At 68.5% G+C, this 20767-nt stretch carries 18 protein-coding genes; 10 read left to right on the top strand and 8 right to left on the bottom strand.

Features of this window, described 5'->3' with window-relative positions; translation table 11 throughout:
* Positions 1-55 precede the first annotated feature (55 nt).
* Positions 56-1879 carry an alpha,alpha-trehalase TreF gene (treF, locus tag SB751_RS09065; RefSeq protein ID WP_410747956.1) on the top strand — a complete coding sequence of 608 codons (1824 nt, stop codon included), beginning with the start codon at positions 56-58 and terminating at the stop codon, positions 1877-1879.
* A gap of 322 nt (positions 1880-2201) precedes the next feature.
* On the opposite strand, the gene SB751_RS09060 is transcribed toward treF, so the two are convergent.
* On the bottom strand, positions 2202-2885 hold the full coding sequence (locus tag SB751_RS09060) for a Fe2+-dependent dioxygenase (RefSeq protein ID WP_144198402.1): 684 nt from the start codon (positions 2883-2885) through the stop codon (positions 2202-2204).
* Between the two features lie 40 nt (positions 2886-2925).
* Positions 2926-5142 (bottom strand): TonB-dependent receptor, encoded by a 2217-nt coding sequence (locus tag SB751_RS09055; protein WP_244844794.1) that lies wholly within the window; start codon positions 5140-5142, stop codon positions 2926-2928.
* A 464-nt stretch (positions 5143-5606) separates the two neighbouring features.
* On the opposite strand from SB751_RS09055, the gene SB751_RS09050 reads away from it, so the two are divergent.
* Together SB751_RS09050 and SB751_RS09045 are read left to right on the top strand one after the other, a co-directional pair.
* Positions 5607-5990: a cupin domain-containing protein gene (locus SB751_RS09050; protein WP_144198404.1), complete on the top strand. Its 384-nt coding sequence runs from the start codon at positions 5607-5609 to the stop codon at positions 5988-5990.
* Between the two features lie 23 nt (positions 5991-6013).
* Positions 6014-6655 carry an MliC family protein gene (locus SB751_RS09045; protein ID WP_144198405.1) on the top strand — a complete coding sequence of 214 codons (642 nt, stop codon included), beginning with the start codon at positions 6014-6016 and terminating at the stop codon, positions 6653-6655.
* Positions 6656-6678: 23 nt separating this feature from the next.
* Here the strand turns inward: SB751_RS09045 and SB751_RS09040 are convergent, their stop codons facing one another.
* Positions 6679-7089 carry a hypothetical protein gene (locus SB751_RS09040; protein ID WP_144198406.1) on the bottom strand — a complete coding sequence of 137 codons (411 nt, stop codon included), beginning with the start codon at positions 7087-7089 and terminating at the stop codon, positions 6679-6681.
* 292 nt (positions 7090-7381) lie between these two features.
* Between SB751_RS09040 and SB751_RS09035 the strand changes: the two genes are divergently transcribed.
* Positions 7382-7720: a 2TM domain-containing protein gene (locus tag SB751_RS09035; protein WP_410747955.1), complete on the top strand. Its 339-nt coding sequence runs from the start codon at positions 7382-7384 to the stop codon at positions 7718-7720.
* An 8-nt stretch (positions 7721-7728) separates the two neighbouring features.
* Here SB751_RS09035 and SB751_RS09030 read toward each other — a convergent pair whose 3' ends face one another.
* From SB751_RS09030 to SB751_RS09015, 4 genes are all read right to left on the bottom strand, one after another.
* A complete protein-coding gene (locus SB751_RS09030; RefSeq protein WP_144198408.1) occupies positions 7729-8523 on the bottom strand; it encodes a LytR/AlgR family response regulator transcription factor in 795 nt (264 codons plus the stop codon).
* The gene (locus SB751_RS09025; RefSeq protein ID WP_211943383.1) at positions 8520-9431 is read right to left on the bottom strand and encodes a sensor histidine kinase; all 912 of its coding nucleotides are present in this window, start codon (positions 9429-9431) and stop codon (positions 8520-8522) included. The genes SB751_RS09030 and SB751_RS09025 overlap by 4 nt, the downstream gene beginning before the upstream one ends.
* A gap of 187 nt (positions 9432-9618) precedes the next feature.
* Positions 9619-10890 carry an NAD(P)/FAD-dependent oxidoreductase gene (locus SB751_RS09020; protein WP_211943382.1) on the bottom strand — a complete coding sequence of 424 codons (1272 nt, stop codon included), beginning with the start codon at positions 10888-10890 and terminating at the stop codon, positions 9619-9621.
* Positions 10891-11017: 127 nt separating this feature from the next.
* On the bottom strand, positions 11018-11950 hold the full coding sequence (locus tag SB751_RS09015) for a LysR substrate-binding domain-containing protein (RefSeq protein ID WP_144198411.1): 933 nt from the start codon (positions 11948-11950) through the stop codon (positions 11018-11020).
* Between the two features lie 234 nt (positions 11951-12184).
* On the opposite strand from SB751_RS09015, the gene SB751_RS09010 reads away from it, so the two are divergent.
* Together SB751_RS09010 and SB751_RS09005 are read left to right on the top strand one after the other, a co-directional pair.
* On the top strand, positions 12185-13144 hold the full coding sequence (locus SB751_RS09010; RefSeq protein WP_410747975.1) for a Bug family tripartite tricarboxylate transporter substrate binding protein: 960 nt from the start codon (positions 12185-12187) through the stop codon (positions 13142-13144).
* A gap of 31 nt (positions 13145-13175) precedes the next feature.
* Positions 13176-14699, top strand: coding sequence for an amidase (locus SB751_RS09005; protein ID WP_144198412.1), 1524 nt, complete (start codon positions 13176-13178; stop codon positions 14697-14699).
* On the opposite strand, the gene SB751_RS09000 is transcribed toward SB751_RS09005, so the two are convergent.
* Positions 14641-15639, bottom strand: coding sequence for a LysR substrate-binding domain-containing protein (locus SB751_RS09000; RefSeq protein ID WP_144198413.1), 999 nt, complete (start codon positions 15637-15639; stop codon positions 14641-14643). The genes SB751_RS09005 and SB751_RS09000 overlap by 59 nt on opposite strands.
* Positions 15640-15781: 142 nt before the next feature.
* Between SB751_RS09000 and SB751_RS08995 the strand changes: the two genes are divergently transcribed.
* From SB751_RS08995 to hpaI, 4 genes are read left to right on the top strand one after another with little or no spacing between them, the layout of a single operon-like run.
* Positions 15782-16855 (top strand): tripartite tricarboxylate transporter substrate binding protein, encoded by a 1074-nt coding sequence (locus SB751_RS08995; protein ID WP_144198414.1) that lies wholly within the window; start codon positions 15782-15784, stop codon positions 16853-16855.
* Between the two features lie 42 nt (positions 16856-16897).
* A complete protein-coding gene (locus SB751_RS08990) occupies positions 16898-18421 on the top strand; it encodes a UxaA family hydrolase (RefSeq protein ID WP_410747954.1) in 1524 nt (507 codons plus the stop codon).
* A 25-nt stretch (positions 18422-18446) separates the two neighbouring features.
* Complete coding sequence (locus SB751_RS08985; RefSeq protein ID WP_144198416.1) at positions 18447-19922, top strand: NAD-dependent succinate-semialdehyde dehydrogenase; 1476 nt, start codon at positions 18447-18449, stop codon at positions 19920-19922.
* A 37-nt stretch (positions 19923-19959) separates the two neighbouring features.
* On the top strand, positions 19960-20766 hold the full coding sequence (gene hpaI / locus SB751_RS08980; protein WP_410747953.1) for a 4-hydroxy-2-oxoheptanedioate aldolase: 807 nt from the start codon (positions 19960-19962) through the stop codon (positions 20764-20766).
* Position 20767: the final 1 nt, after the last annotated feature.

Genomic DNA, 20767 nt, shown 5'->3' with positions numbered 1-20767 from the left:
CTTTGCCCAATCCCCCCGACTCTCACCGTGAACCAATCCCCTGGGAGGCATGGCCATGCGACTGCAAGGCAGGACGGCGCGAGACGGCGCCACGCCCGGGCCGGCGGCCCAAACGGGGCCCCAATCGGTGCCGCACGTCGTCGCCCACACCCGCCCGGCAGCGGCCGATGCTGCTGCCGCCCGGCAGGCCAGCTGCGCCGACACCCCGCGCCCCGCGCATTGCCACGCGCTGGCGCCCACGGTCACCCACCTGCCCTGCCCCGGTCCGCGCACGCTCCATGGCTGCGCGGCGGCCGATGCGGTGTCGCCGGCCGAGCGCTACGCCGAGCTGTTCGTCGACGTGCAGGCCAGCGGCCTGTTCGCTGACAGCAAGACATTTCCCGACTGCGTGCCGCTGGTGGCGCCGGAGGTCATCCTGGAGCGCTATCGCGCGCAACGCGAGGCGGCGGATTTCTCGCTCGATGCATTCGTGCAGGCGCATTTCGCGCGCGAGACGATTCCGGACGAGCACTATGTCTCCAACCCCGACCACTCCCTGCGCGACCATATCGACGGCCTGTGGCCGGTGCTGACGCGCGAGCCCGCCGAGCATCCGTCGCTCTGCTCGCTGCTGCCGCTGCCGCGCCCCTACGTGGTGCCGGGCGGGCGCTTCCGCGAACTCTATTACTGGGACTCGTATTTCACGATGCTCGGGCTGGCGGCCAGCGGCCGGCACGACCTGATGCGCGCCATGGCGGACAACTTCGCCTACCTGATCGATACCTATGGGCTGGTGCCCAACGGCACGCGCACGTATTACCTCACCCGCTCGCAGCCGCCCGTGTTCTCGCTGATGACCACGCTGCTCGAAGGCCATGTCACCGATGCGTGCGCCTACCTGCCGCAACTGAAGCGCGAGTATGCATTCTGGATGGACGGCGCGGAGCACCTGCGGCCCGGCGGAGCCTACCGGCGCGTGGTGCGGCTGCCTGATGGCGCGGTGCTGAACCGCTACTGGGATGACCGCGCCCATCCGCGCGAGGAGGCCTACCTTGAGGACGTGGAAACGGCGCGGCGCAGCGGCCGGCCCCACCATATCGTGTTCCGCGACCTGCGCGCGGCGGCCGAATCGGGCTGGGATTTCAGTTCGCGCTGGTGCGATGCCCAACCCGATGCGACAGCCGGGTATTCGCAGGCGCCGGCCAGCGACCTCGCCACCATCCGCACCACCTGCATCCTGCCCATCGACCTCAACGCCCTGCTCTGGCACGCCGAGATCCGGCTGGCCACGCTGTGCAGGGCAAGCGGCGACCACGATTCCGCCAAGCGATACACGGAAGCCGCAGACCGGCGGCGCCACGCCATCTTCGCCAGCATGTGGGACGAAGACACCGGCGCATTCTTCGATTTCGACTGGCAGCGCGGCAAGCGGCGCGACCTGCTGACGGCAGCGACGCTGATGCCGCTCTACCTGCGGCTGGCCACACCGGCGCAGGCCGCACGGGTGGCCGAAGTGGCGCGCGCCCGGCTGCTCGAGGCCGGCGGCCTGGCCACGACCGAGCGCAACTCCGGCCAGCAGTGGGACCAGCCCAATGGCTGGGCCCCGTTGCAGTGGATCGCCATCCACGGGTTGCGGCACTACGGCTGCAAGGCGCTGGCCGACGAGATTGCACAGCGCTGGCTGGCCACGGTGGCCAGCCTCTACACCCACGCGTACAAGCTGGTCGAGAAATACCGGCTCGGGCCGCGCAGCGATGGCGCCGAGGGCGGCGGGGGTGGCGAGTATCCCCTGCAGGACGGCTTCGGCTGGACCAATGGCGTGGTGAGCGCGCTGCTGGTGCAATATCCCCACCATCCCGCAACGCACAGCGAGGCCGGCCGGCGCGACGCCAACGGGTAGGTGCGCCGCCTCACCCTAACGCGTGATGCCACGGGTGCACGGGGGCTGGCGGCGCCTTTCCGTGCGCATCATGGAATTTCGTTCTTTTGTTCAGAATCTCGCAGCGCAGCAGTGGAATTTGCCCGATTTGCCTTCGTTTCCCGCAATAACTCAGCTGAGTTATTGGCGGGCGTAGCGTCGCAGGTCACACTTGCCCCAGGGTCACTCGACACGACCCCAAACGACTTGGCAACTCTTACTACCCCGACGATCCCGCGCGTCGGGGTATTTCTTTGTGCGGCCGCTTTTTTGTGGAAGTAAAGCGCCATCGCGGCCGGGCCGCTCAGGCGTCGGCCCAGCGGCGCAGCAGGTTGTGATAGAGGCCGGTGAGGCCGATCACGGCCTCGTGTTCGTTGCCGAGCGTGGCGGTGACCTGGCGCAGGCGGTGGTCCAGCTCGAACAGCATCGCCCGCTCGCCGTCATCGCGGACCATGCTCTGGATCCAGAAGAATGACGACACCCGCGCGCCGCGTGTGACCGGCGTGACGTGATGCACGCTCGTGGCCGGGTAGAGGACCATGTGGCCGGCCGGCAGTTTCACGCGCTGCTGGCCGTAGGTGTCTTCCACCACGAGTTCCCCACCGTCGTAGTCCTCGGGCTCGGTCAGGAACAGCGTGGCCGAGAGGTCGCTGCGGATGCGGAAGTCGGTGCCGCGCAGGAAGCGGATGGCGTTGTCGACATGATTGCCGAACGTGTGGCCGCCTTCGTAGCGGTTGAACAGCGGCGGATAGACCTTCAGGGGCAGGGCCGCCGAGAAGAACAGCGCGCTGTTGGCCAGCGCGTCCTGGATCAGGTTGCCCACCTCGCGCGACACCGGCGACCCTTCGGGCAACTGGAGGTTGCGTTTGGCCAGCGCGGACTGATAGCCAGAGGTCTGGTTGCCATCGGTCCAGTCAGCCGCGTCCATCAGCGCGCGGCAACGGGCCACCTGGTCTTTGGACAATACGTCCGGAATCTGCAACATCATGATGGTATGCCCCCCGGCGTTACCGCCGGGGGTGGTCGGCTTAGAAGCGGAAGTTCGCCGTCAGCATACCAAAGCGGCCCGGGGCCAGTGCGGCGTAGTGGGTCGTGAATGCCTTGGTGTAGTACGTCTTGTCAAACAAGTTCTGAATATTGAGCTGCAGGGTCAGATTCTTGTTGACACGGTACGCCGCCATGGCGTCGAAGCGCCAGTACGCCGGCACATAGGTCGAGTTGGCCGGATTGCCGTACACCTTGCTCACATAGTAGGCGCCGCCGCCCACCGTCAGCGCCGGCAGCACCTGGTACGTGCTCCACAGGCTGAAGCTGTTCTTGGGCGTATTCGGGAACTGGTTGCCGTTGTTGGCCGCGTTGGCGCTCTGCGGGCCGTTGTCCTTCAGCTCGCTGTCCAGGTAGGTGTAGCCGCCGAACAGGTTCCACTTGTCCGTCACGCTGCCCGCGAAGCCCAGCTCGAAGCCGCGCACTTCCTGCTTGCCGACGTTGGCCGTGGTGTTCGCGTCCACCGCCACGCGGGCGTTGTTCTTCTCGATCTGGAAGATGGCGCCGGTCAGCGACAGGCGCTTGCCGAGCAGGTCCCACTTGGTGCCGAGTTCCCAGGCGCGGCTGCGCTCGGGGTCCAGGTTCTGGACCTGCGCCGACAGGTTGTCCGACCCGTCGCCGTTGGAGGTGCCCGGCGGGGTGGACGCCGTGCCGTACGACAGGTAGATGCTGCCAATGTCCACCGGCTTGTAGACGATGCCGGCCTGGTAGTTGAAGAAGCTCGAATTGTTGGCCAGGTTCACCGCCGCCACGGCCGCGTTGGTGTTCGGGTTGGTGTACGCCGGCGTGGCCGAGGTGGTGCGGTAGCTGTCGTAACGCACGCCGCCGTTGATAAGCCACTGCCTGGTGAGTTCGACGGTATCGAACAGGTACACCGCGCGCGTGTCGGTCTTGGTGGTCTGCGTGTAGCCCATCTTGCCGACACGGCCGGTCCAGACCGCGCCGGGGTTCGGGTTGTACAGGCTCGTGCAGTCGCCGCTGTTGAGCAGCGCGGTGTTGCACGTGGTGCCCGTGGCGCCCGGCACCACGTTGTACGGCGTATTGTCCGTGTCGTCGCGGCTGAACTCGAAGCCGAACAGCATCGAGTGCTTGAGACGGCCAGTGTCGAACTTGGCGATGAAATCGGTCTGGTTGATCAGCGTGTCCGTCGAAGAATCACGGTTTTTACTACTCCGGTACACAAAGCCGTTCGGCACGTTGCCGCGGCTGTCGTCAGGGTTCGTGACGATGTAGTCGTTGCTGCTGCGGCCCCAGCGCGTGGTGTTGCGGAAGGTCAGCTTCTCGCTGAATTCGTGCTGGACGATGGCCGTGGCGATGTCGGTCTGCGTCTCGCGGAAGTCGCGGCTGGTCAGCCCGTAGAAGTTGTTGCGATCCACGTTGGCCGGTCCCACCGGGTTGGCCTTGGTGGCGGTTGCCGACGGACGCGCATACGGGATGCTGTAGTCCGGCATGTCGCGGCCCTGCAGATGGTAGTAGGACAGCGTGACCTTGGTCGGGCTGTTCAGGCCGAACGTAACCGACGGCGCGAAACCCCAGGAATGGCCGCCCACGGCTTCGCGGCCCGGCGTGTTGGCGTCCATCGCCATGGCATTCAGGCGCAGGCCGGTGTTGTCGTTGAGGACGTAGTTGCCGTCGACCGTGGCACGCTTGTAGGCATCGGTGCCGATCCCGACCGAGCCCTGCACGAAGTTTTCCTTGGTCGGCAGCTTCGACACGATGTTGATCATGCCGCCCACCGAGCCCTTGCCGCCGTAGGCCGAGCTGGGGCCCTTGATGACCTCGATGTTCTCGATGTTGAAGGTGTCGCGCGTTTGCGAGCCCGCGTCGCGCGCGCCGTCCACGAAGATGCTGGCGCCAGAGTCGAAGCCGCGGATGAACGGGCGGTCCCCGAGCGGGTTGCCGCCCTCGCCCGCGCCGAAGGTAATGCCGGGGGTGGTGCGCAGGGCGTCCTGCAACGTCACCGAGCCCGATTGCTGGATCACTTCCGCCGGCACGATGGTGACGGACTTCGGGGTATCGAGCAGCGGCGCGGTGAATTTCGGCGATTCCGCCTGATCGACCTTGTAGCCGTCCTCGCGAACTGCCTTGACCGTCACATCCTGCAATTGCTGGACGGAACGGGACGCGGCGGGCGGCGTGGCGGCCAGCGTGGCCGGTGCGGCTTCCTGGGCGGCGGCGCCCTGCATGGCCATCAGGGCCATCGGGCCGGCCAGCGCGGTCACCAGTACGTTGGGACGGAATACCTCCGAATACTTGCTCATCTGCTTCTTCCCCGTGAACTGCCTGTTATGAGTGGTGCTGCCTACGGGGCGCGATTGTATGAGTGTGTAAATAAAAGTACAAATGCGAATCATTCGCATACGTAATGCGCGGACAGGGGTGTCCTCTCGTGCTTCTTCCCTCTAAAGCTGACAAACTCCCGACAAATTCTGCCAATTTCAATGAAACAACCGAGGCAAAACGGTTCCAACCCGACTGGAACTTTTTTATTACGTTTTATTACTGTTGCGGAACCCCCGCAGGCCGTATGACGTTTGGTAGACATGCGGGCAACGGGCATGTGGTGCCTTATGCACCCGCATGACACCGTTCGCTTGCCCACGTGTGACGCCAACGGGCCGCGCTACACTTGCGGCTTGTATTCATCCGCCACCCACCTGTCACCGTGTCAGATTCCCACCCCGCCCTGCCCGCCCTCACCGATTTCCGCGCCGACCCTGCGCCCACGCACGACCGGCCCCGGCCGGATCGTCTTGTCGACGGCAATCCGGCCCGCACCACGTGGACGCACTACAGCGCCACGGCGGGCGATTTCGACTGCGGAATCTGGGCGTGCGAGCCCGGCGCGTGGCGCATTGCGTTTCCGGCGGGCAAGGAGGAGTTCTTCCACGTCATCAGCGGCCGGCTGCGGATCATTGACCATGCCGGCGTGGCGCGCGAGTTCGGCCCCGGGAATGCCTGTGTGATCCCGGCCGGTTTCGAAGGGATATTTGAAGTGATCGAGCCCGTGCGCAAGCACTTCGTCGTCCTGGAACGCAACGCGGGCTGACCACGCCCGGAGGAGGTCTGGCCATGCTTCCACGCCGCATCCTGTCTGTCACCGCGCAATGTGCCATGCTCGGCGCGCTGGCAAGCGCGGGGCACGCCGCCAGCCCCAGCTTCGACTGCAAGCGGGCCGAAGGCCAGATCGAGCAGATGATCTGCAAGGACGACACACTGGCGCGGCTCGACAAGGAAACGACGCGCCTGTACGGGCTGGCGCTCGATGCGCGCTCGATGAGCACGGGCCGCAAGAAGACACTGCTGGCCGAGCAGCGCGGCTGGATCAAGGGCCGCAATGACTGCTGGAAGGCCACCGACGCGCGCGCCTGCACCACCGCCGAATACATCGACCGGATTCACGTGCTGCGCCAGAACTACGCCGGCGCGCGCACGCAGGACGACAAGGGCATCAGCCGGGGGCCATTCTCGGTGCGCTGCCCGGGCGCCGACGCGCTGATCCTGGGCACCTTCGTCCAGACCGAGCCCGGCTACGCCTACCTGACCTGGCTGGACAAGAAGCTGCTGCTGCCGCAGACGCGCGCGGCGTCGGGGGCCCGCTATGCAGCCACGACCGAAGCCGGCGAGGCGATGCTGTGGGACAAGGGCCCCGAGGCCCAGCTTGAACTACCGGGCAAGCCGGCAATGGCCTGCCGCATGGAAGCCCCGGAGTAAGCCCCCGGGGAGCCCCCTCGGGGTCAGTGCACGCGATGAGCGTCGAGGTCCAGCGCCGCCTCGGCGGCGTCGCCGGTCTTGCCCTTGTAGTACAGGTGCACGCCGATGGCCAGCGAGTCATGGCGAATCTCGTGCATGGCGCGCCAGGCTTCGGTCGGGTCCTTGAAGACGAGGTAGTGCGCTTCCTGATCCACCAGCTCCGCCACGCGGTGCAGGCCGTGGCCGTGCAGCGCGTTGACCAGGTGGCCGAGGCTGCGGTGGGTGCGCGCATCGGTGCGCGGATAGAGCATGTGCAGCACCGCCACTTGCTGCGAAGCCATCAGCGCGGAGAACGCGACAACGATGTCCTGGTGTTGAATGGCAGTGACCGAGTCCCCCACGGCCGCGCCGGTTTCACGTTGGGCGGGCAGAATGGCTTCGAGCGTCAGGTTCATGGCGGTACCTCCTTGTTGTAACCGAAAGAACTGTCACACGAAGATTAGGTGGTGATTGCTGCAACGCAATGGACAGGATGGGCAACAGACTGTTCCAGCCAATGCGTCTAATCGCCGCGATACTCGCGCGTTAACCCCGCATAAGCTTTCAATTCCCTTGCAACGCGCCCTGTCACTGGCGCCCCGTTCCGGTCATTCGCGAAGCGAATCCGTCGATTCGGCGCCTCCCCCTGGCATCCCGCCCGCCGGCGGCGTAATTTGTCCTCATCCACCCTATCCGATGAGGTTTCCGATGCGACACGACGCAATGCACCGCCCCGCCAGCCCCGACGACGAGAACGCCATGGCGTACTGGCGCGCCCACCGCATGGTCCGCGCGCTGCGTGGCTGGTATCTGCACCTGTTGATCTACCTGGCCGTGAACGGATGGCTCTGGTTCCGCTTCCTGTTCATGCCGTCGCCAGACTGGGCGCACCGGTCGGTCGAAGCCGGCTGGCCGTGGCCGCTCACCACCACGCTGGCCTGGGGGCTGGGGCTGACGATCCATGGCCTGCTGGTGTGGTGGCGCGTCTCGCAACGTGGGCGCGACTGGGAGTCCCGCAAGATCGACCAGTTCATGAACCGCGACTAAGCCCCCCGCTACATCTGGCGGAAGCGATGCGCGTAGGCGCGCGAGACCGGCAGTTCGGTCTCGCTTTTGGTTTCCCCCTGAGTTTCCCGATTCTGCAGCCGCACAAACAGCCGCCCGGCGTCGTCCCGCCGCGTGCCGGCCACGTATTCCATATTGACGATGGTCGAGCGATGCACCTGCCAGAAGGTGTCCGGGTCGAGCCCCTCCATCAGCTCGGCCAGCGGCGTGCGGATCAGGTGCTCGCCGTCGCGCGTATGCACCACCACATATTTGTCGTCGGCCTGGAAGTACAGCACGTCCTGGATCGGCACGTGGCTGGTGGTGTTGCCCCGGCTCGCCCGCACCCAGCGCAGCGGCGGCGCGCCGGCCTCCGGGCGGGCCGGGCCGCGCGTGAGCTGGCTCAGCAGCTGCGCCAGCTCCGGCAGGGGCGCCGCCTCCTGGAAGGCCTTGCGCAGCCGCTCCACGGACCGCGCCAGGCGCTCGTCCGTGACCGGCTTGACGAGATAGTCCACGGCCTCGCGCTCGAAGGCGTCCAGCGCGTACTGGTCGAAGGCGGTGACGAAGACCACCCGCGTGTCGGTCTCGATGCCCTGCGCCACCTCCAGCCCGGACAGCCCCGGCATCTTGATATCAAGAAAGGCCACCGCCGGCGCCAGTTGTGCGATGGCCTGCGCGGCCTCCACGCCATTGGCCGCCTCCCCCACGATGCGCAACTCGGGCCACAACCGCTCCAGCTTGCCGCGCAGGTGCGTGCGCAGGTGTTCCTCGTCATCGGCGATCAGCGCGGTGGGCGTCCGGGTCATGGGGTCTCTCCGTTTCGGAAGGGGGCGGACAGCGGAATGTCGATGTGGACGGCCGTGCCGGGCGAGCGCTCCACGATGCGCACCTGCGCCTCGCCGTCGTAGAGCACGGCCAGCCGGTCGCGCAGGTTGGACAGCCCCACGCCGGCGCTGGCCGATGGCCGGAAGCCCATGCCGTCATCCTCGATCGAAGCCAGCATGCGCCCGCCGCGCCGCGTCAGCCGCACGGTCAGGTGCCCGCCCTCGATCTTCGGCTCCAGCCCGTGCCGGATCGCGTTCTCCACCACCGGCTGCAGCAGCATCGGCGCCAGCGGCACCTCGTTCAGCGCCGGGTCCACGTCGATCCGGTACTGGAGCCGCTCGCCCATGCGGATCTTGATCAGGGCGAGGTAGTCGCGCAGCAGCGTGGCCTCCTGCGCCACCGTGCCCTGCGTAGCCCGGCTCGCGGCCAGCGACGCGCGCAGGTAGGCGATGAAGTGTTCGAGCATCAGCGTGGCCTTGCGCGGCGCCGGCTCGATCAGGCTCACCACATTGGCCAGCGTATTGAACAGGAAATGCGGCTCGATCTGGGCCTGCAGCAGCCGCATCTGCGCCTCCACCAGCTGCTTCTCGGTGGAGAGCGTGCGCACCTGCTCGCGCGCCATGTACTCGGCGATCTTGCGCTCCTCCCAGCGGCGCCCGAGCAGGCCCACACGGCTCCAGACCAGCACGCCGTGGGCGGTCAGCCCCAGTCCCCAGCCCAGCAGCGGCGCACCGGACCAGGGCCGGTGCGAGGCGCCGAACACGTTCCAGAGCACGAGGATGGTGTTGACCACCACGTAGAGCGTCAGGTGGATATAGAAGCCACGCAGCGCGCGCACGTTGCGGCGGGCGTCCTCATAGGCGCGTTGGTCGGCGGCGGACCGCCACATCTGCGGATCAGGATGGCGCACGGTGGGGTGGGGGCCAGGGGCCGGGGGCGGATCGGGAACGCTGGGAGGTTACCACCGGCGGCGCCCGGCGCAACAGCCCCGCGCGGCGAACCGACGGCGGCGCGGCGTCAGCCGCAATCTGCCGGCGCCAGTGAAGGGCCGGTGTCTCGGACGAAGTCCGGCCCGCTCAATCTCCAAACCGACGCGGGTCGTACGGCGCGGCATCCACATACGTCGCATCCCCGTCGAACAGCTCGGCCAGCAGCCGCGCCGTGGCCGGCCCGAGCGTCAGGCCCTGGTGGCCGTGGCCGAAATGGAACCAGAGCCCGGAGTGGCGCGGCGCCCGGCCCACCACGGGCAGCATGTCGGCGATGCACGGGCGGGCGCCCATCCACGGCTGCGCCTCCACGGGGGCGCCCAGCCGCACCATCTGCGCGGCGATCTGCTCGGCCCGGCCGGACTGGACCGGCGTGGGCGGCGCGTCGCGATGGGCAAACTCCGCGCCCGTGGTCACGCGCAGGCCCTGCCGCATCGGCACCAGCAGCACGCCGTTCTCGGCGTCCAGCACCGGCTTGGACGGCATCGTCTCGGCCGCATAGTGGCGGTGATAGCCGCGTTTTACGAATAGCGGCAGCCGATAGCCCAGCCGCGTGGTCAGATCCGCCGCCCACGGCCCCAGCGCGATTACGGCCTGCGCGGCCTCGACCGTGCCGTCCGCGGTGGACACCTGCCAGCCCGATCCGCTGGCGCGCAGCGTGGCGGCGTCGCCGTGGCAGAAGGTGCCGCCCTGCCGCTCGAACAGCGCCGCATAGCGGGCGACCAGCTCGCCGGGATCGCTCACCGTCCACGGGTCGCGCCAGTGGATGGCGCCGGCCAGCACGTCGCGCAGGGCCGGCTCGGCCTGGTGCAGCGCCGCGCGGTCCAGCAGGGCGTGATCGAGCGCATGGTCGGCGGCCACAGCCGTGGCGTCGCGGGCGGCGGCATCGAATTCGGCTTCGCTGCGGTAGGCCTCCAGCCAGCCGTCATGGCGCACGAGGTCCTGCGCCCCGGCACGGGCGATCCACGGCGCGTGCTCATCGAGGCAATGGCGGATCAGCGCGCTGTAGGCCGCCACCGTGCCGGCATAGCGTGCGGGCGCCGACGCGTGCCAGTAGCGCGCCAGCGCCGGCACCAGGGCCGGCAGCGCGCGCAGGTGGTAGTGCACGTCGTTGCCCTGCCCCGTGGCCACGCGCAGCAGCGCCTGCCAGTCGCGGGGGAAGGCATAGGGCCGCACCGCCTCGCGCTGGAGGATGCCGCAATTGCCGTAGGACGTGGCCCGGCCCGGCGCCTGCCGATCGACCAGACAGACCGCATGGCCGCGCTGCTGCAAGGCCAGCGCGGTGGAGACGCCCACAATGCCGGCGCCCAGGACGATGACGGCGGTGGAGGAAGGATTACCGGGCGCGGACGAATCGGTCATATCGAGATGTATCTATATAGAGGGGGGCGGCGTCAGCCACGATTCTGCCAAGGCAGGCCCGGCGGCGGTGCATCCCTCATGTGCAATGAATCGAATACTCGATTGCCTGTTCGGCAATCATTGCCGCTCAGGCAGGCTCATGGGCCTCCCCCATGCCGATCAGGGAATCGGTCAGTTGCTGGAGGAAGGCGCGGGCGGCCTCGGGCAGGTTACGCTTGGCCAGGGTCTGGACCTCGATATAGCGCTCGTTCATCTCGCGGTCGCGCAGCGGCACGGCGGCGATCAGCCCGGCGGCCAGCCGGCTGCGCACGGACACCTCGCCATAGAACGTGATCGCCCCCCCGCCCGCCGCCGCGAACGACACCAGCGAATCGAGGTAATTGCTGGAAAAGATAGTCTCGTAGTTCAGGCCCTGCCGGCTGCAGCTGGTGTCCAGCAACTGACGCAGCGAGCTGTCCGCGGGCGCCAGCGCCAGCGGGTAGGCCACGACCTGCGAGAGCGAGATCTGGCGCTGGCCGGCCAGCGGATGGTCGGGCGCCATGATGGCCAGCACCGGCGCCGGGTGGCGCAGCTCCACCTCGATGTTCGGCTCGGGCAGCCCGCTCAGGGTCACGCCGATGTCGGCCTCGCCATCGCGGATGCGGCGCGCCACGTCGGCCTGCGGGCAGACCTCCAGATCGAAGCGGATGCCGGTGTGCTGGGCCCGGAACGCCGCCGCCAGCGAGGGCAGGAACTCGTGTGCCAGCCCGGCCACGCTGGCCAGGCGCACCCGGCCGGCGCGCAGGCCGCGCAGGGCCTGGATATCGCCGGTCACGCGCTCGATGTCCTGTTGCGTGCGCTTGGCGTAGGCGGCCAGCAACTCGCCCGCCGCATTGGGCACCAGCCCGCGTGCGCGGCGGTCGAACAGCAGGGTGTCCAGTTCGGCCTCCAGCCGCGCCACCTGCCGGCTCACGGCGGAGGGCGCCACGTTCAGCTTCAGCGCGGCGTCCTTGACCGACCCCGTCCGCACCACTTCCAGGAAGTAGCGGACGGCGGTTTCCTGCAGGGTGCGATACGACATGGAATCTCCGGGATGGCACGTGACACCAACGTCGCCAGTCTAGCGAAGATTGCCGATATGGCAATTGAATATTCGAAAGATTGCGCACACCGCAAGCATGGACCGGCTTACGATGAGATCCAACGAAGCCTGTGACGTGTCCTTTCTCTCTACTGCCGGAGCCTGTTCATGCTTTTCCCCGCCCCCCGCCTTTCGTATCGATTCCCGCGTGGCCGTCGCCTGACGCTGGCCCCCATGGCCGGCGCCCTCGCGCTGGGCCTTGCCAGCGTAACCGGCACCGCCGCCGCGCAGGGCGGCTACCCGACCAAGCCGATCCAGCTGGTGATTCCGTTCCCGCCGGGCGGCTCCACTGACGTGATCGGCCGTATCGTCGGCCAGAAGCTTGGCGAACGGCTTGGCCAGACCGTGGTGGTGGACAACCGGCCCGGCGCGGGCACCATCGTCGGCGCCAGCTTTGTGGCGAAGGCGGCACCTGACGGCTACACGCTGCTGGTTACCTCCGGCACCACCTTCACGGTCAACCCGGCTATCCACGCCAAGCTGCCGTACGACCCCATCAAGAGCTTCGACCCCGTGGCCCAGATGGGCGTGACCGGGCTGATCCTGCTGGCCAACCGCGACACGCCGGCCAACAACCTCAAGGAATTCGTGGCGATGGTCAAACCCTCGCCGGGCAAGTATTCCTATGGCTCGTTCGGCGCCGGCACCACGGCGCACTTCGCGGGCGAGGCGCTGCAAACCCTCACCGGCACCAAGATGCTCCACGTGCCCTACAAGGGCAGCGCGCCGGCCATGACCGACCTGATCGGCGGCCAGATTCCGTTCAGCATGGACACCGTGACCGCCGCCATCCCGCAGGTGAAGGCCGGCAAGGTCAAGGCGATTGCCGTGACCACGGCCAAGCGCTCGGCCCTGCTGCCGGACGTGCCCACGGTGGCCGAGAGCGGCTACCCCGGCATGGACGCCGCCACGTGGCTCGTCATCGTCGCCCCGGCCGGCGTGCCCGCCGACGTGAAGGCCAAGCTTGAGAAGACCCTGGGCGAAGTAGCGGCAGACCCCGCCACACGCCAGAAACTGATCGACAACGGCTTCGAGCCGACCTTCGCCACCGGCGCGCAGGTGGCCGCGAAGATCGTCAAGGAAACGCCCCAGATGCGTGCCATCGCGCGCGCCGCCAATATCCAGGCCGAGTAACCCACCCCTGACGCCTGGCTCCGGAGACAGCATGCCCCTGCAAGACAGCCTGCCGACCTTGTCGGCAGTGGAACTGCGCCGCCTGATCGGCAACAAGGAAATCTCGCCCGTCGCACTGCTCGATGCCTGCATCGCGCGGATCGAGGCCTACAACCCGAAGATCAACGCGATCACGGCCACGGACTTCGAGCGCGCCCGCGAGCAGGCGCGCGAAGCCGAACGCGCCGTGATGCGCGGCGAGCCGCTCGGCCTGCTGCACGGCCTGCCGCTCGGCGTGAAGGATCTGGAGGCCACCGCTGGCCTGCTGACCACCTTCGGCTCGCCGCTGTATCGCGGCAATGTGCCGGCGCAGGACAACGTGCTGGTGGCCCGGCTGCGCGCCGCCGGCGCCATCGTCACGGCCAAGACCAACGTGCCCGAGATGGGCGCCGGCGCCAATTCGCGCAACGTGGTGTGGGGCGCCACCGGCAATCCGTTCAATCCGAATCTCAATGCGGGTGGGTCGTCGGGCGGCTCCGCCGCTGCGCTGGCGGCGGACTTCCTGCCGGTCTGCACCGGCTCGGACACGGGCGGTTCGCTGCGCATTCCGGCCGCCAAGTGCGGCGTGGTGGGCTTCCGGCCCTCGCCGGGGCTGGTGCCGAGTTCGCGCAAGCTGCTGGGCTGGACGCCGATCTCGGTGGTCGGCCCGATGGGCCGCACGGTGGCCGATGCCTGCCTGCAGTTGGCCGCCTCGGCCGGAATGTCGGTGACGGACCCGCTGAGTTACGAGAGCGATCCGCTTGGTTTTCTGGTGCCGGCCAATGTCGACCTGGGCTCGCTGCGCGTGGGCTACACCGAGGACTTCGGCTGCTGCGATGTGGATGACGACATCCGCCAGACCTTCCGCGCCAAGATCGCCGCGATGAAGCACCTGTTCCGCAGTTGCGAGCCGGTGACGTTCGACCTGGGCGATGTGCACCGCTGCTTCGACGTGCTGCGCGCCGAGAGCTTCGTGGCCGGCATGCACGACGCCTACACGCGCGATCCGTCGAGCCTGGGGCCGAATACCCGTGCGAATTACGAGATGGGCGCGCGCATGTCGCTGGTGGACAGCGCCTGGGCGCAGGCCGAGCAGACGCGCATTTTGCAGCGCTTCCAGGCGGCGTATCGGGACTATGACGTGATCCTGTCGCCGACCACGCCGGTCTCGCCGTTTCCGTGGACGCGCCTCTACGCCGACACCGTGGGCGGCCAGCCGCAGGCCAACTACTACCGCTGGCTGGCGCTGACCTACGTGGTCACGCTGACCACGCATCCGTCGATCGCGCTGCCGTGCGGCACGGACATCGCCGGCATGCCGTTCGGGCTCCAGGTGACCGGCGGCTTCCGCGCGGACCGCCAGACGCTGGGCATCGCGCAGGCGATGGAAACCGCCTTCGCCACCTCCCCCACCCTGCGCCGCCCGGTACCGGACCTGGCCGCGCTGGCGGCGCCCGAGCCGGCGCTGCGCTCGATCGTTACCGATCCGCCGTTGTCCGGCGCGACGGAGCCGGCGCGGGACGTCTCTGCGGTTTGATTGCGGATTGAATCGACGCTGCCTCCGCCCGGAGGCAGTCGATCAACTGCTCCGCGCTCGGGGCCTGCCGGCGCTCGCGCAGCCGGATCAGGCCCACGGGCGGCAACGCCACCTCCACATCGAGCGGCAGCACATGGAAACGCCCTTCCGCCTCCAGTTGCTGCCCCACCGACCGCGCCACGAACCCCGCCGCGCCGCGCTGGGCAACGAAGGTCGTCACGGCCAGATAGGATGACGATTCCATCACATCGGCGGGCGGCTGCTGGCCGTGACGAAAGAAGGTCTGTTCGATCTTCACGCGCAGCGAGGCCCACGGCGGCGGCAGCACGCAGGGCATGGCCGATAGGTCGGCCCAGTCCGGCCGGGCCTTGCCGGCGAGCGGATGACCGGCGCCGACGATAGCCACCATCGGCTCGTCATAGAGCGGCTCGGTCACCAGATCCGGCGCCGCGTAGGCCGGCTCCAGCCGCCCCACGATCACATCCAGTTCGCTCAGGCGCAGGCGCGGCAGCAGGTGCGTCAGGTCGCCCTCCTCCACCAGCACCGTGGCGCGCGGAGACTGCGCCTTGAGCCGCGTGACGGCGCGGGCCAGCAGCACCGGCAGCGCCGCGCCCATCGACCCCACCCGCACCCGGCCAGCAGCGCCGCTGGCCACGGACTCGATTTCGTCGCGCGTGACCTCGTACTGCGCCAGTACCGAGCGCGCGAAGCGCACCAGCGACTCCCCGGCCGGCGTGGGCTCCGTGCCGCGCGTGGAGCGCGTGAACAGCGTCATGCCCAGCATCTTCTCCACCTCGGCCAGCACCTTGGACACCGCCGGCTGGCTCACGGCCAGGAACTCGGCGGTACGGCCCAGATGGCGGAATTCGTCCAGCGCCACCAGCAGTTGCAGGTGGCGCAGCTTGATATTGGAGCGCAGCGCGCGGTCGATATGGGCCATCCGGGCAGTCTATCTAACCTTAAGGTTATGAAGCAATGCCATTTCTTGATTGGATTGTTATGGCTGTCATGACCACAATGAGGGCATGGCGATGGCAAAGCACCATCGCCCAGAACGCAAACACAAAAGAGACGGAGACAACATGCCACACGGTATCCCCACCGCTTCCCCCACCGCTTCCCTCATCGCTTCCCCTTCAGAACTCCCGACCAGTCTCGCCCGCCGCCGCCTGCTGCTGGGCGGCGCAGCCACTGCCGTGGCGGCTGCCACTGGCACCGCCGGCCTGATCCTGCCGAACGGCGCCCGCGCTGCGGCCGCCTACCCCGAGCGGCCCATCAAGTTCATCTGCCCGTGGCCCGTGGGCGGCACGGCGGACCAGTCGATGCGGGCGCTGTGCCAGGTGGCGGCCGGCCTGCTCGGCCAGTCGGTGGTGGTGGAAAACCAGGCCGGCGCGTCCGGCATGATCGGCACCAAGGCGCTGGCGCGCGCCAACCCGGACGGCTACACCATCGGCCAGATCCCGATCTCGGTCACGCGCTTCTCCCAGCTTGGCATGCTGCAACTGGACCCGCGCACCGAGCTGACCTATCTGGCGCGCACCTCCGGCCAGACCTTCGGCATCGCCGTGCCAGCCAATTCCCGCTTCCACACGCTGCAGGACGTAATTGCCGCCGCCAAGGCTGACCCGGGCAAGCTCACCTATGCGCACGCCGGCATCGGCGGCGCCACGCACGTGGGCATGGAGCAGTTTGCGATGGCGGCCGGCGTCAAGTTCAACGCCATCGCCTACAAGGGCGGCGCGCAGGCGTTGCAGGACGTGCTGGCCGGGCAGGTGGACCTGCTGGCGGACTCCAGCTCGTGGGCGCCGCATGTGGAGGCCGGCAAGCTGCGCCTGCTGGCGACCTGGGGCGAGCAGCGCACGCCGCGCTTCGCCAGCACGCCCACGCTCAAGGAGCTGGGCTACAACGTGGTGGTGGAGGCGCCCAACGGCATCGGCGCCCCCAAGGGCCTGCCGCCGGCCATCGAGAAGAAACTGCGCGAAGCCTTCCGCGCCGCCGTGGCCAGCAACGAATTCAAGGCCGTGGCCGCCCGCATCGACGCGCCCGTGATGTACCTCGACGGACCGGACTACAAGAAGTACGTGTCCACGGTCTACGACCAGGAAACCCAGTTGATCCAGCGCCTGAAACTGAAGGAAATGCTCCAGCAGAGCTGACCTGAGCTGATCCCAACGCATTTTTGAACGGCAACGTCCATCGTGAATCCGAACCCCGTCATCCGGCTCCATGCCAACGACAACGTGCTGATCGCGCGCAGCGACCTCACGCTGGGCCAGCACCTGCCCGACCTGGGCGTGCGCGCCCGCGCGCAGGTGCCGGCTGGCCACAAGATCGCCGCGCGCGCCATTGCCCAGGGCGAGGCCGTGCGCAAGTACGACACCGTGATCGGCGTGGCTGACCGCGACATCGCCGCCGGGGAGCACGTGCACAGCCACAACCTGCGGCTGGTGGACTTCTACCGCGACCCCGCGTTCTGCCGCGACGTGCGCCCGGTGCAGTACGTGCCCGAGGCCGAGCGCGCCACCTTCATGGGCTACGTCCGCCCGGACGGCCGGGTCGGCACGCGCAACTTCATCGGCATCCTGTCCTCGGTGAACTGTTCCGCCACGGTGATCAAGCACATCGCCGCGCACTTCACGCCGGAGCGGCTGGCGGCGTATCTCAATGTCGATGGGGTGGCCGCGTTCGCCCAGAGCAGCGGCTGCGGCATGTCTTCCCCCAGCGAGCATTTCGACGTGCTGCGCCGCACGCTGGCTGGCTACGCGCGCCATCCGAACCTGGCTGGGGTGCTGATCGTCGGGCTCGGGTGCGAGCGCAATCAGGTGGCTTCGCTGGTCGATTCGCAGGGGCTGGTGCCGGGCGAGAACCTCCACACGCTGGTGATGCAGGACACCGGCGGCACGCGCGAGACCATCGCCGCCGGCATCCGGGCGATCGAGGCCATGCTGCCGGCCGCCAATGCCGCCACGCGGCAGCCGGTGCCGGCCAGCCATCTCAAGATCGGGCTGGAATGCGGCGGATCGGACGGCTTCTCGGGCATCACCGCCAACCCGGCCCTCGGCGCGGCCATGGACATCCTGGTGCGCCACGGCGGCACGGCCATCCTCTCCGAGACCCCCGAGATCCACGGCGTGGAATACATGCTCACGCGCCGCGCCGTGACACCCGAAGTCGGCCAGAAGCTGCTTGACCGCCTCGCCTGGTGGGAGCGCTACACCGCCGGCCACAACGCCCAGTTCAACGGCGTGGTGGGCCACGGCAACCAGCAGGGCGGCCTGGCCAACATCTTCGAGAAATCGCTCGGCTCGGCCATGAAGGGCGGCACCACGCCGCTGCAGGCCGTGTACGAGTACGCCGAGCCGATCGACCAGGCCGGATTCGTGTTCATGGACTCGCCCGGCTACGACCCGGTGGCCGCCACGGGCCAGATCGCCAGCGGCGCCAACCTGATCTGCTTCACCACCGGGCGGGGGTCGATGTTCGGCTCCAAGCCGGCGCCGACGATCAAGCTGGCCTCCAACTCGCCGATGTTCCACCGGCTGGAAGAGGACATGGACATCAACTGCGGCCTCGTGCTCGACGGCGAGCTGAGCGTGGCGCAGATGGGCGAGCGGATCTTCGCCCATATCCTGCGCGCCGCCTCCGGCGAATCCACCAAGAGCGAGCTGCTGGGCCTGGGCGACCATGAATTCGTGCCCTGGCATCTCGGCATCGTCAGCTAACCTCTCACCCACCGTCCCCGCACCCATGCTTGATTCCCTCGCTCAGGCGGACCTGTTGCGTTCGCAGAACCTCGTCGGCCAGGAATGGTCCGATGCCCGCGCCGGCCAGCGGCTGGCCGTGACCAACCCGGCCACCGGCGAGGTCATCGCCAGCGTGCCGGACAGCCATGCCGCCGATGCCGCGCTGGCCGCCGACGCCGCCGCAGCCGCCTTCCCCGCCTGGAGCCGCCGCACCGCCCGGGAGCGCGCCCAGATCATCAAGCGCTGGCACGCGCTGATCCTTGCGCATGAGGCGGACCTGGCCCGCATCATCTCCGCCGAGCAGGGCAAGCCACTGCACGAGAGCACGGGCGAGGTGCGCTACGGGGCGTCTTACGTCGAATGGTTCGCCGAGGAAGCCACGCGCATCTGCGGCGACGTGATTGCCGAGGCCGTGCCGGGCCGCAAGATGCTGGTGATCAAGGAGCCGGTGGGCGTGGTGGCCGCCATCACACCGTGGAATTTCCCGCTGGCGATGATCGCGCGCAAGATCGCCCCGGCGCTGGCGGCCGGCTGCACCGTGGTGGCCAAACCCGCCGAGGACACCCCGCTGACCGCGCTGGCGCTGGTATGGCTGGCCCAGCAGGCCGGGTTGCCGGCGGGCGTGCTCAATATCGTCACGGCCTCGCGCGAGCACACGCCGGCCGTGGTGGATAGCTGGCTGGCCGATCCGCGCGTGCGCAAGATCACCTTCACCGGCTCCACACCGGTGGGCAAGCATCTGGCCCGCGAGTCCGCCGGCACGCTCAAGAAGCTGTCCCTGGAGCTGGGCGGCAACGCGCCGTTCATCGTCTTTGACGATGCCGACCTGGACGCCGCCGTGGACGGCCTGATGGCGGCCAAGTTCCGCAACGGCGGCCAGACCTGCGTGTGCCCGAACCGCGTCTACGTGCAGGACGCCGTGCATGACGACTTCGTCCAGCGGCTGGCCGCCCGGGTGCAGGCGCTGCACGTGGGCCCGGCCACCGAGCGGGCGGCCCAGATCGGCCCGATGATCAACGCCCGCGCCGTGGACAAGATCGACCGCCACGTGCAGGATGCCGTCGCCCATGGCGCGCGGGTGGTCACGGGCGGCGCGCGCGTGCGGAGCGCCGACGGCCCCCACTACTACGCGCCCACGGTGCTGGTGAACGCCACCCCGGCAATGGCGCTGGCCGGCGAGGAGACCTTCGGCCCGGTGGCGCCGGTGTTCCGCTTCCACGGCGAGGAGGAGGTGGTCCGGCATGCCAACGACACCCCGTTCGGGCTGGCCGCGTACTTCTATTCGAACGATGTGCGGCGCATCTGGCGCGTCGCCCAGGCGCTGGAAACCGGCATCGTCGGCATCAACGAGGGCGCGCTGGCGTCCGAGGCGGCGCCGTTCGGCGGGGTGAAGGAATCCGGCTACGGGCGCGAGGGATCTCGCCACGGCCTGGACGACTACATGCATACTAAGTACCTCTGCCAGGGCCAGCTGCTCTGACGCCCCTGCCCTGAACCCATAAAAGAGGAGATTCCCGATGCCCGCCCACAACCCCTTCAAGGCCGCCCTGGCCGCGCGCCAGGCCCAGATCGGCCTGTGGATGTCCGCCGCCACGCCCTACCTCGCGGAAATCACCGCCACGGCCGGTTTCGACTGGCTGCTGATCGACGGCGAGCACGCGCCCAACGACGTGCGCACCATCCTCCAGACCTTGCAGACGCTGGCGCCCTACCGCTCCCAGCCCGTGGTGCGCGCCGTGGCCGGCGAGACCGCGCTGATCAAGCAGCTGCTGGACGTGGGCGCCCGGACCCTGCTGGTGCCGATGGTCGATACCGCCGAGCAGGCGGCGGCGCTGGTGCGCGCCACACGCTATCCGCCGTTCGGCGTGCGCGGCGTGGGCAGCGCGGTGGCACGGGTGTCCCAGTGGAGCGCGCGCACGGACTACCTCGACATCGCCGATGACGAAGTCTGCCTGCTGGTGCAGGCCGAGACCGTGGCTGCCATGCAGAACCTGGAGGCGATCTGCGCCGTGGATGGCGTGGACGGCGTGTTCATCGGCCCGGCCGATCTGGCGGCATCCATGGGCCATCGCGGCAAGCCCGGCCACCCCGAGGTGCAGGCGCAGATCGAAGCCGCCATGCGCACCATCATCGCCAGCGGCAAGGCGGCCGGCACCCTGACGTCCGACCCTGTGCTCGCGCGCCGCTACCTGGAACTGGGCTGCACCTTCGTCGCCACCGGCGTGGACGTGCTGGTCTATGCCAACGCCGCCCGCAAGCTCGCCGCCGAGTTCCTGCCCGACACGGCCACCGCCGCCGCCACGCGCCCCGGCGCCGCCTACTGAT

The organism is Cupriavidus sp. SIMBA_020, from assembly GCF_046535395.1.
In the GTDB taxonomy this organism is placed as follows: Bacteria; Pseudomonadota; Gammaproteobacteria; order Burkholderiales; family Burkholderiaceae; genus Cupriavidus; species Cupriavidus campinensis.
The sequence above is the reverse complement of the archived record's forward strand: the minus strand, read 5'-3'. Positions and strand labels throughout refer to the sequence as shown.

Bases quoted from the DNA above. Each gene is read 5' to 3' on its own strand.
- treF (WP_410747956.1), top strand. From the start codon at position 56: ATGCGACTGCAAGGCAGGACGGCGCGAGACGGCGCCACGCCCGGGCCG.
- SB751_RS08985 (WP_144198416.1), top strand. From the start codon at position 18,447: ATGCTTGATTCCCTCGCTCAGGCGGACCTGTTGCGTTCGCAGAACCTC.
- hpaI (WP_410747953.1), top strand. From the start codon at position 19,960: ATGCCCGCCCACAACCCCTTCAAGGCCGCCCTGGCCGCGCGCCAGGCC.
- SB751_RS09055 (WP_244844794.1), bottom strand. From the start codon at position 5,142: ATGGCCCTGATGGCCATGCAGGGCGCCGCCGCCCAGGAAGCCGCACCG.
- SB751_RS09000 (WP_144198413.1), bottom strand. From the start codon at position 15,639: ATGGCCCATATCGACCGCGCGCTGCGCTCCAATATCAAGCTGCGCCAC.
- SB751_RS09060 (WP_144198402.1), bottom strand. From the start codon at position 2,885: ATGATGTTGCAGATTCCGGACGTATTGTCCAAAGACCAGGTGGCCCGT.
- SB751_RS09040 (WP_144198406.1), bottom strand. From the start codon at position 7,089: ATGAACCTGACGCTCGAAGCCATTCTGCCCGCCCAACGTGAAACCGGC.
- SB751_RS08995 (WP_144198414.1), top strand. From the start codon at position 15,782: ATGCCACACGGTATCCCCACCGCTTCCCCCACCGCTTCCCTCATCGCT.
- SB751_RS09045 (WP_144198405.1), top strand. From the start codon at position 6,014: ATGCTTCCACGCCGCATCCTGTCTGTCACCGCGCAATGTGCCATGCTC.
- SB751_RS09015 (WP_144198411.1), bottom strand. From the start codon at position 11,950: ATGTCGTATCGCACCCTGCAGGAAACCGCCGTCCGCTACTTCCTGGAA.
- SB751_RS09025 (WP_211943383.1), bottom strand. From the start codon at position 9,431: ATGTGGCGGTCCGCCGCCGACCAACGCGCCTATGAGGACGCCCGCCGC.
- SB751_RS09005 (WP_144198412.1), top strand. From the start codon at position 13,176: ATGCCCCTGCAAGACAGCCTGCCGACCTTGTCGGCAGTGGAACTGCGC.
- SB751_RS09030 (WP_144198408.1), bottom strand. From the start codon at position 8,523: ATGACCCGGACGCCCACCGCGCTGATCGCCGATGACGAGGAACACCTG.
- SB751_RS09010 (WP_410747975.1), top strand. From the start codon at position 12,185: ATGGCCGGCGCCCTCGCGCTGGGCCTTGCCAGCGTAACCGGCACCGCC.
- SB751_RS09035 (WP_410747955.1), top strand. From the start codon at position 7,382: ATGCGACACGACGCAATGCACCGCCCCGCCAGCCCCGACGACGAGAAC.
- SB751_RS09020 (WP_211943382.1), bottom strand. From the start codon at position 10,890: ATGACCGATTCGTCCGCGCCCGGTAATCCTTCCTCCACCGCCGTCATC.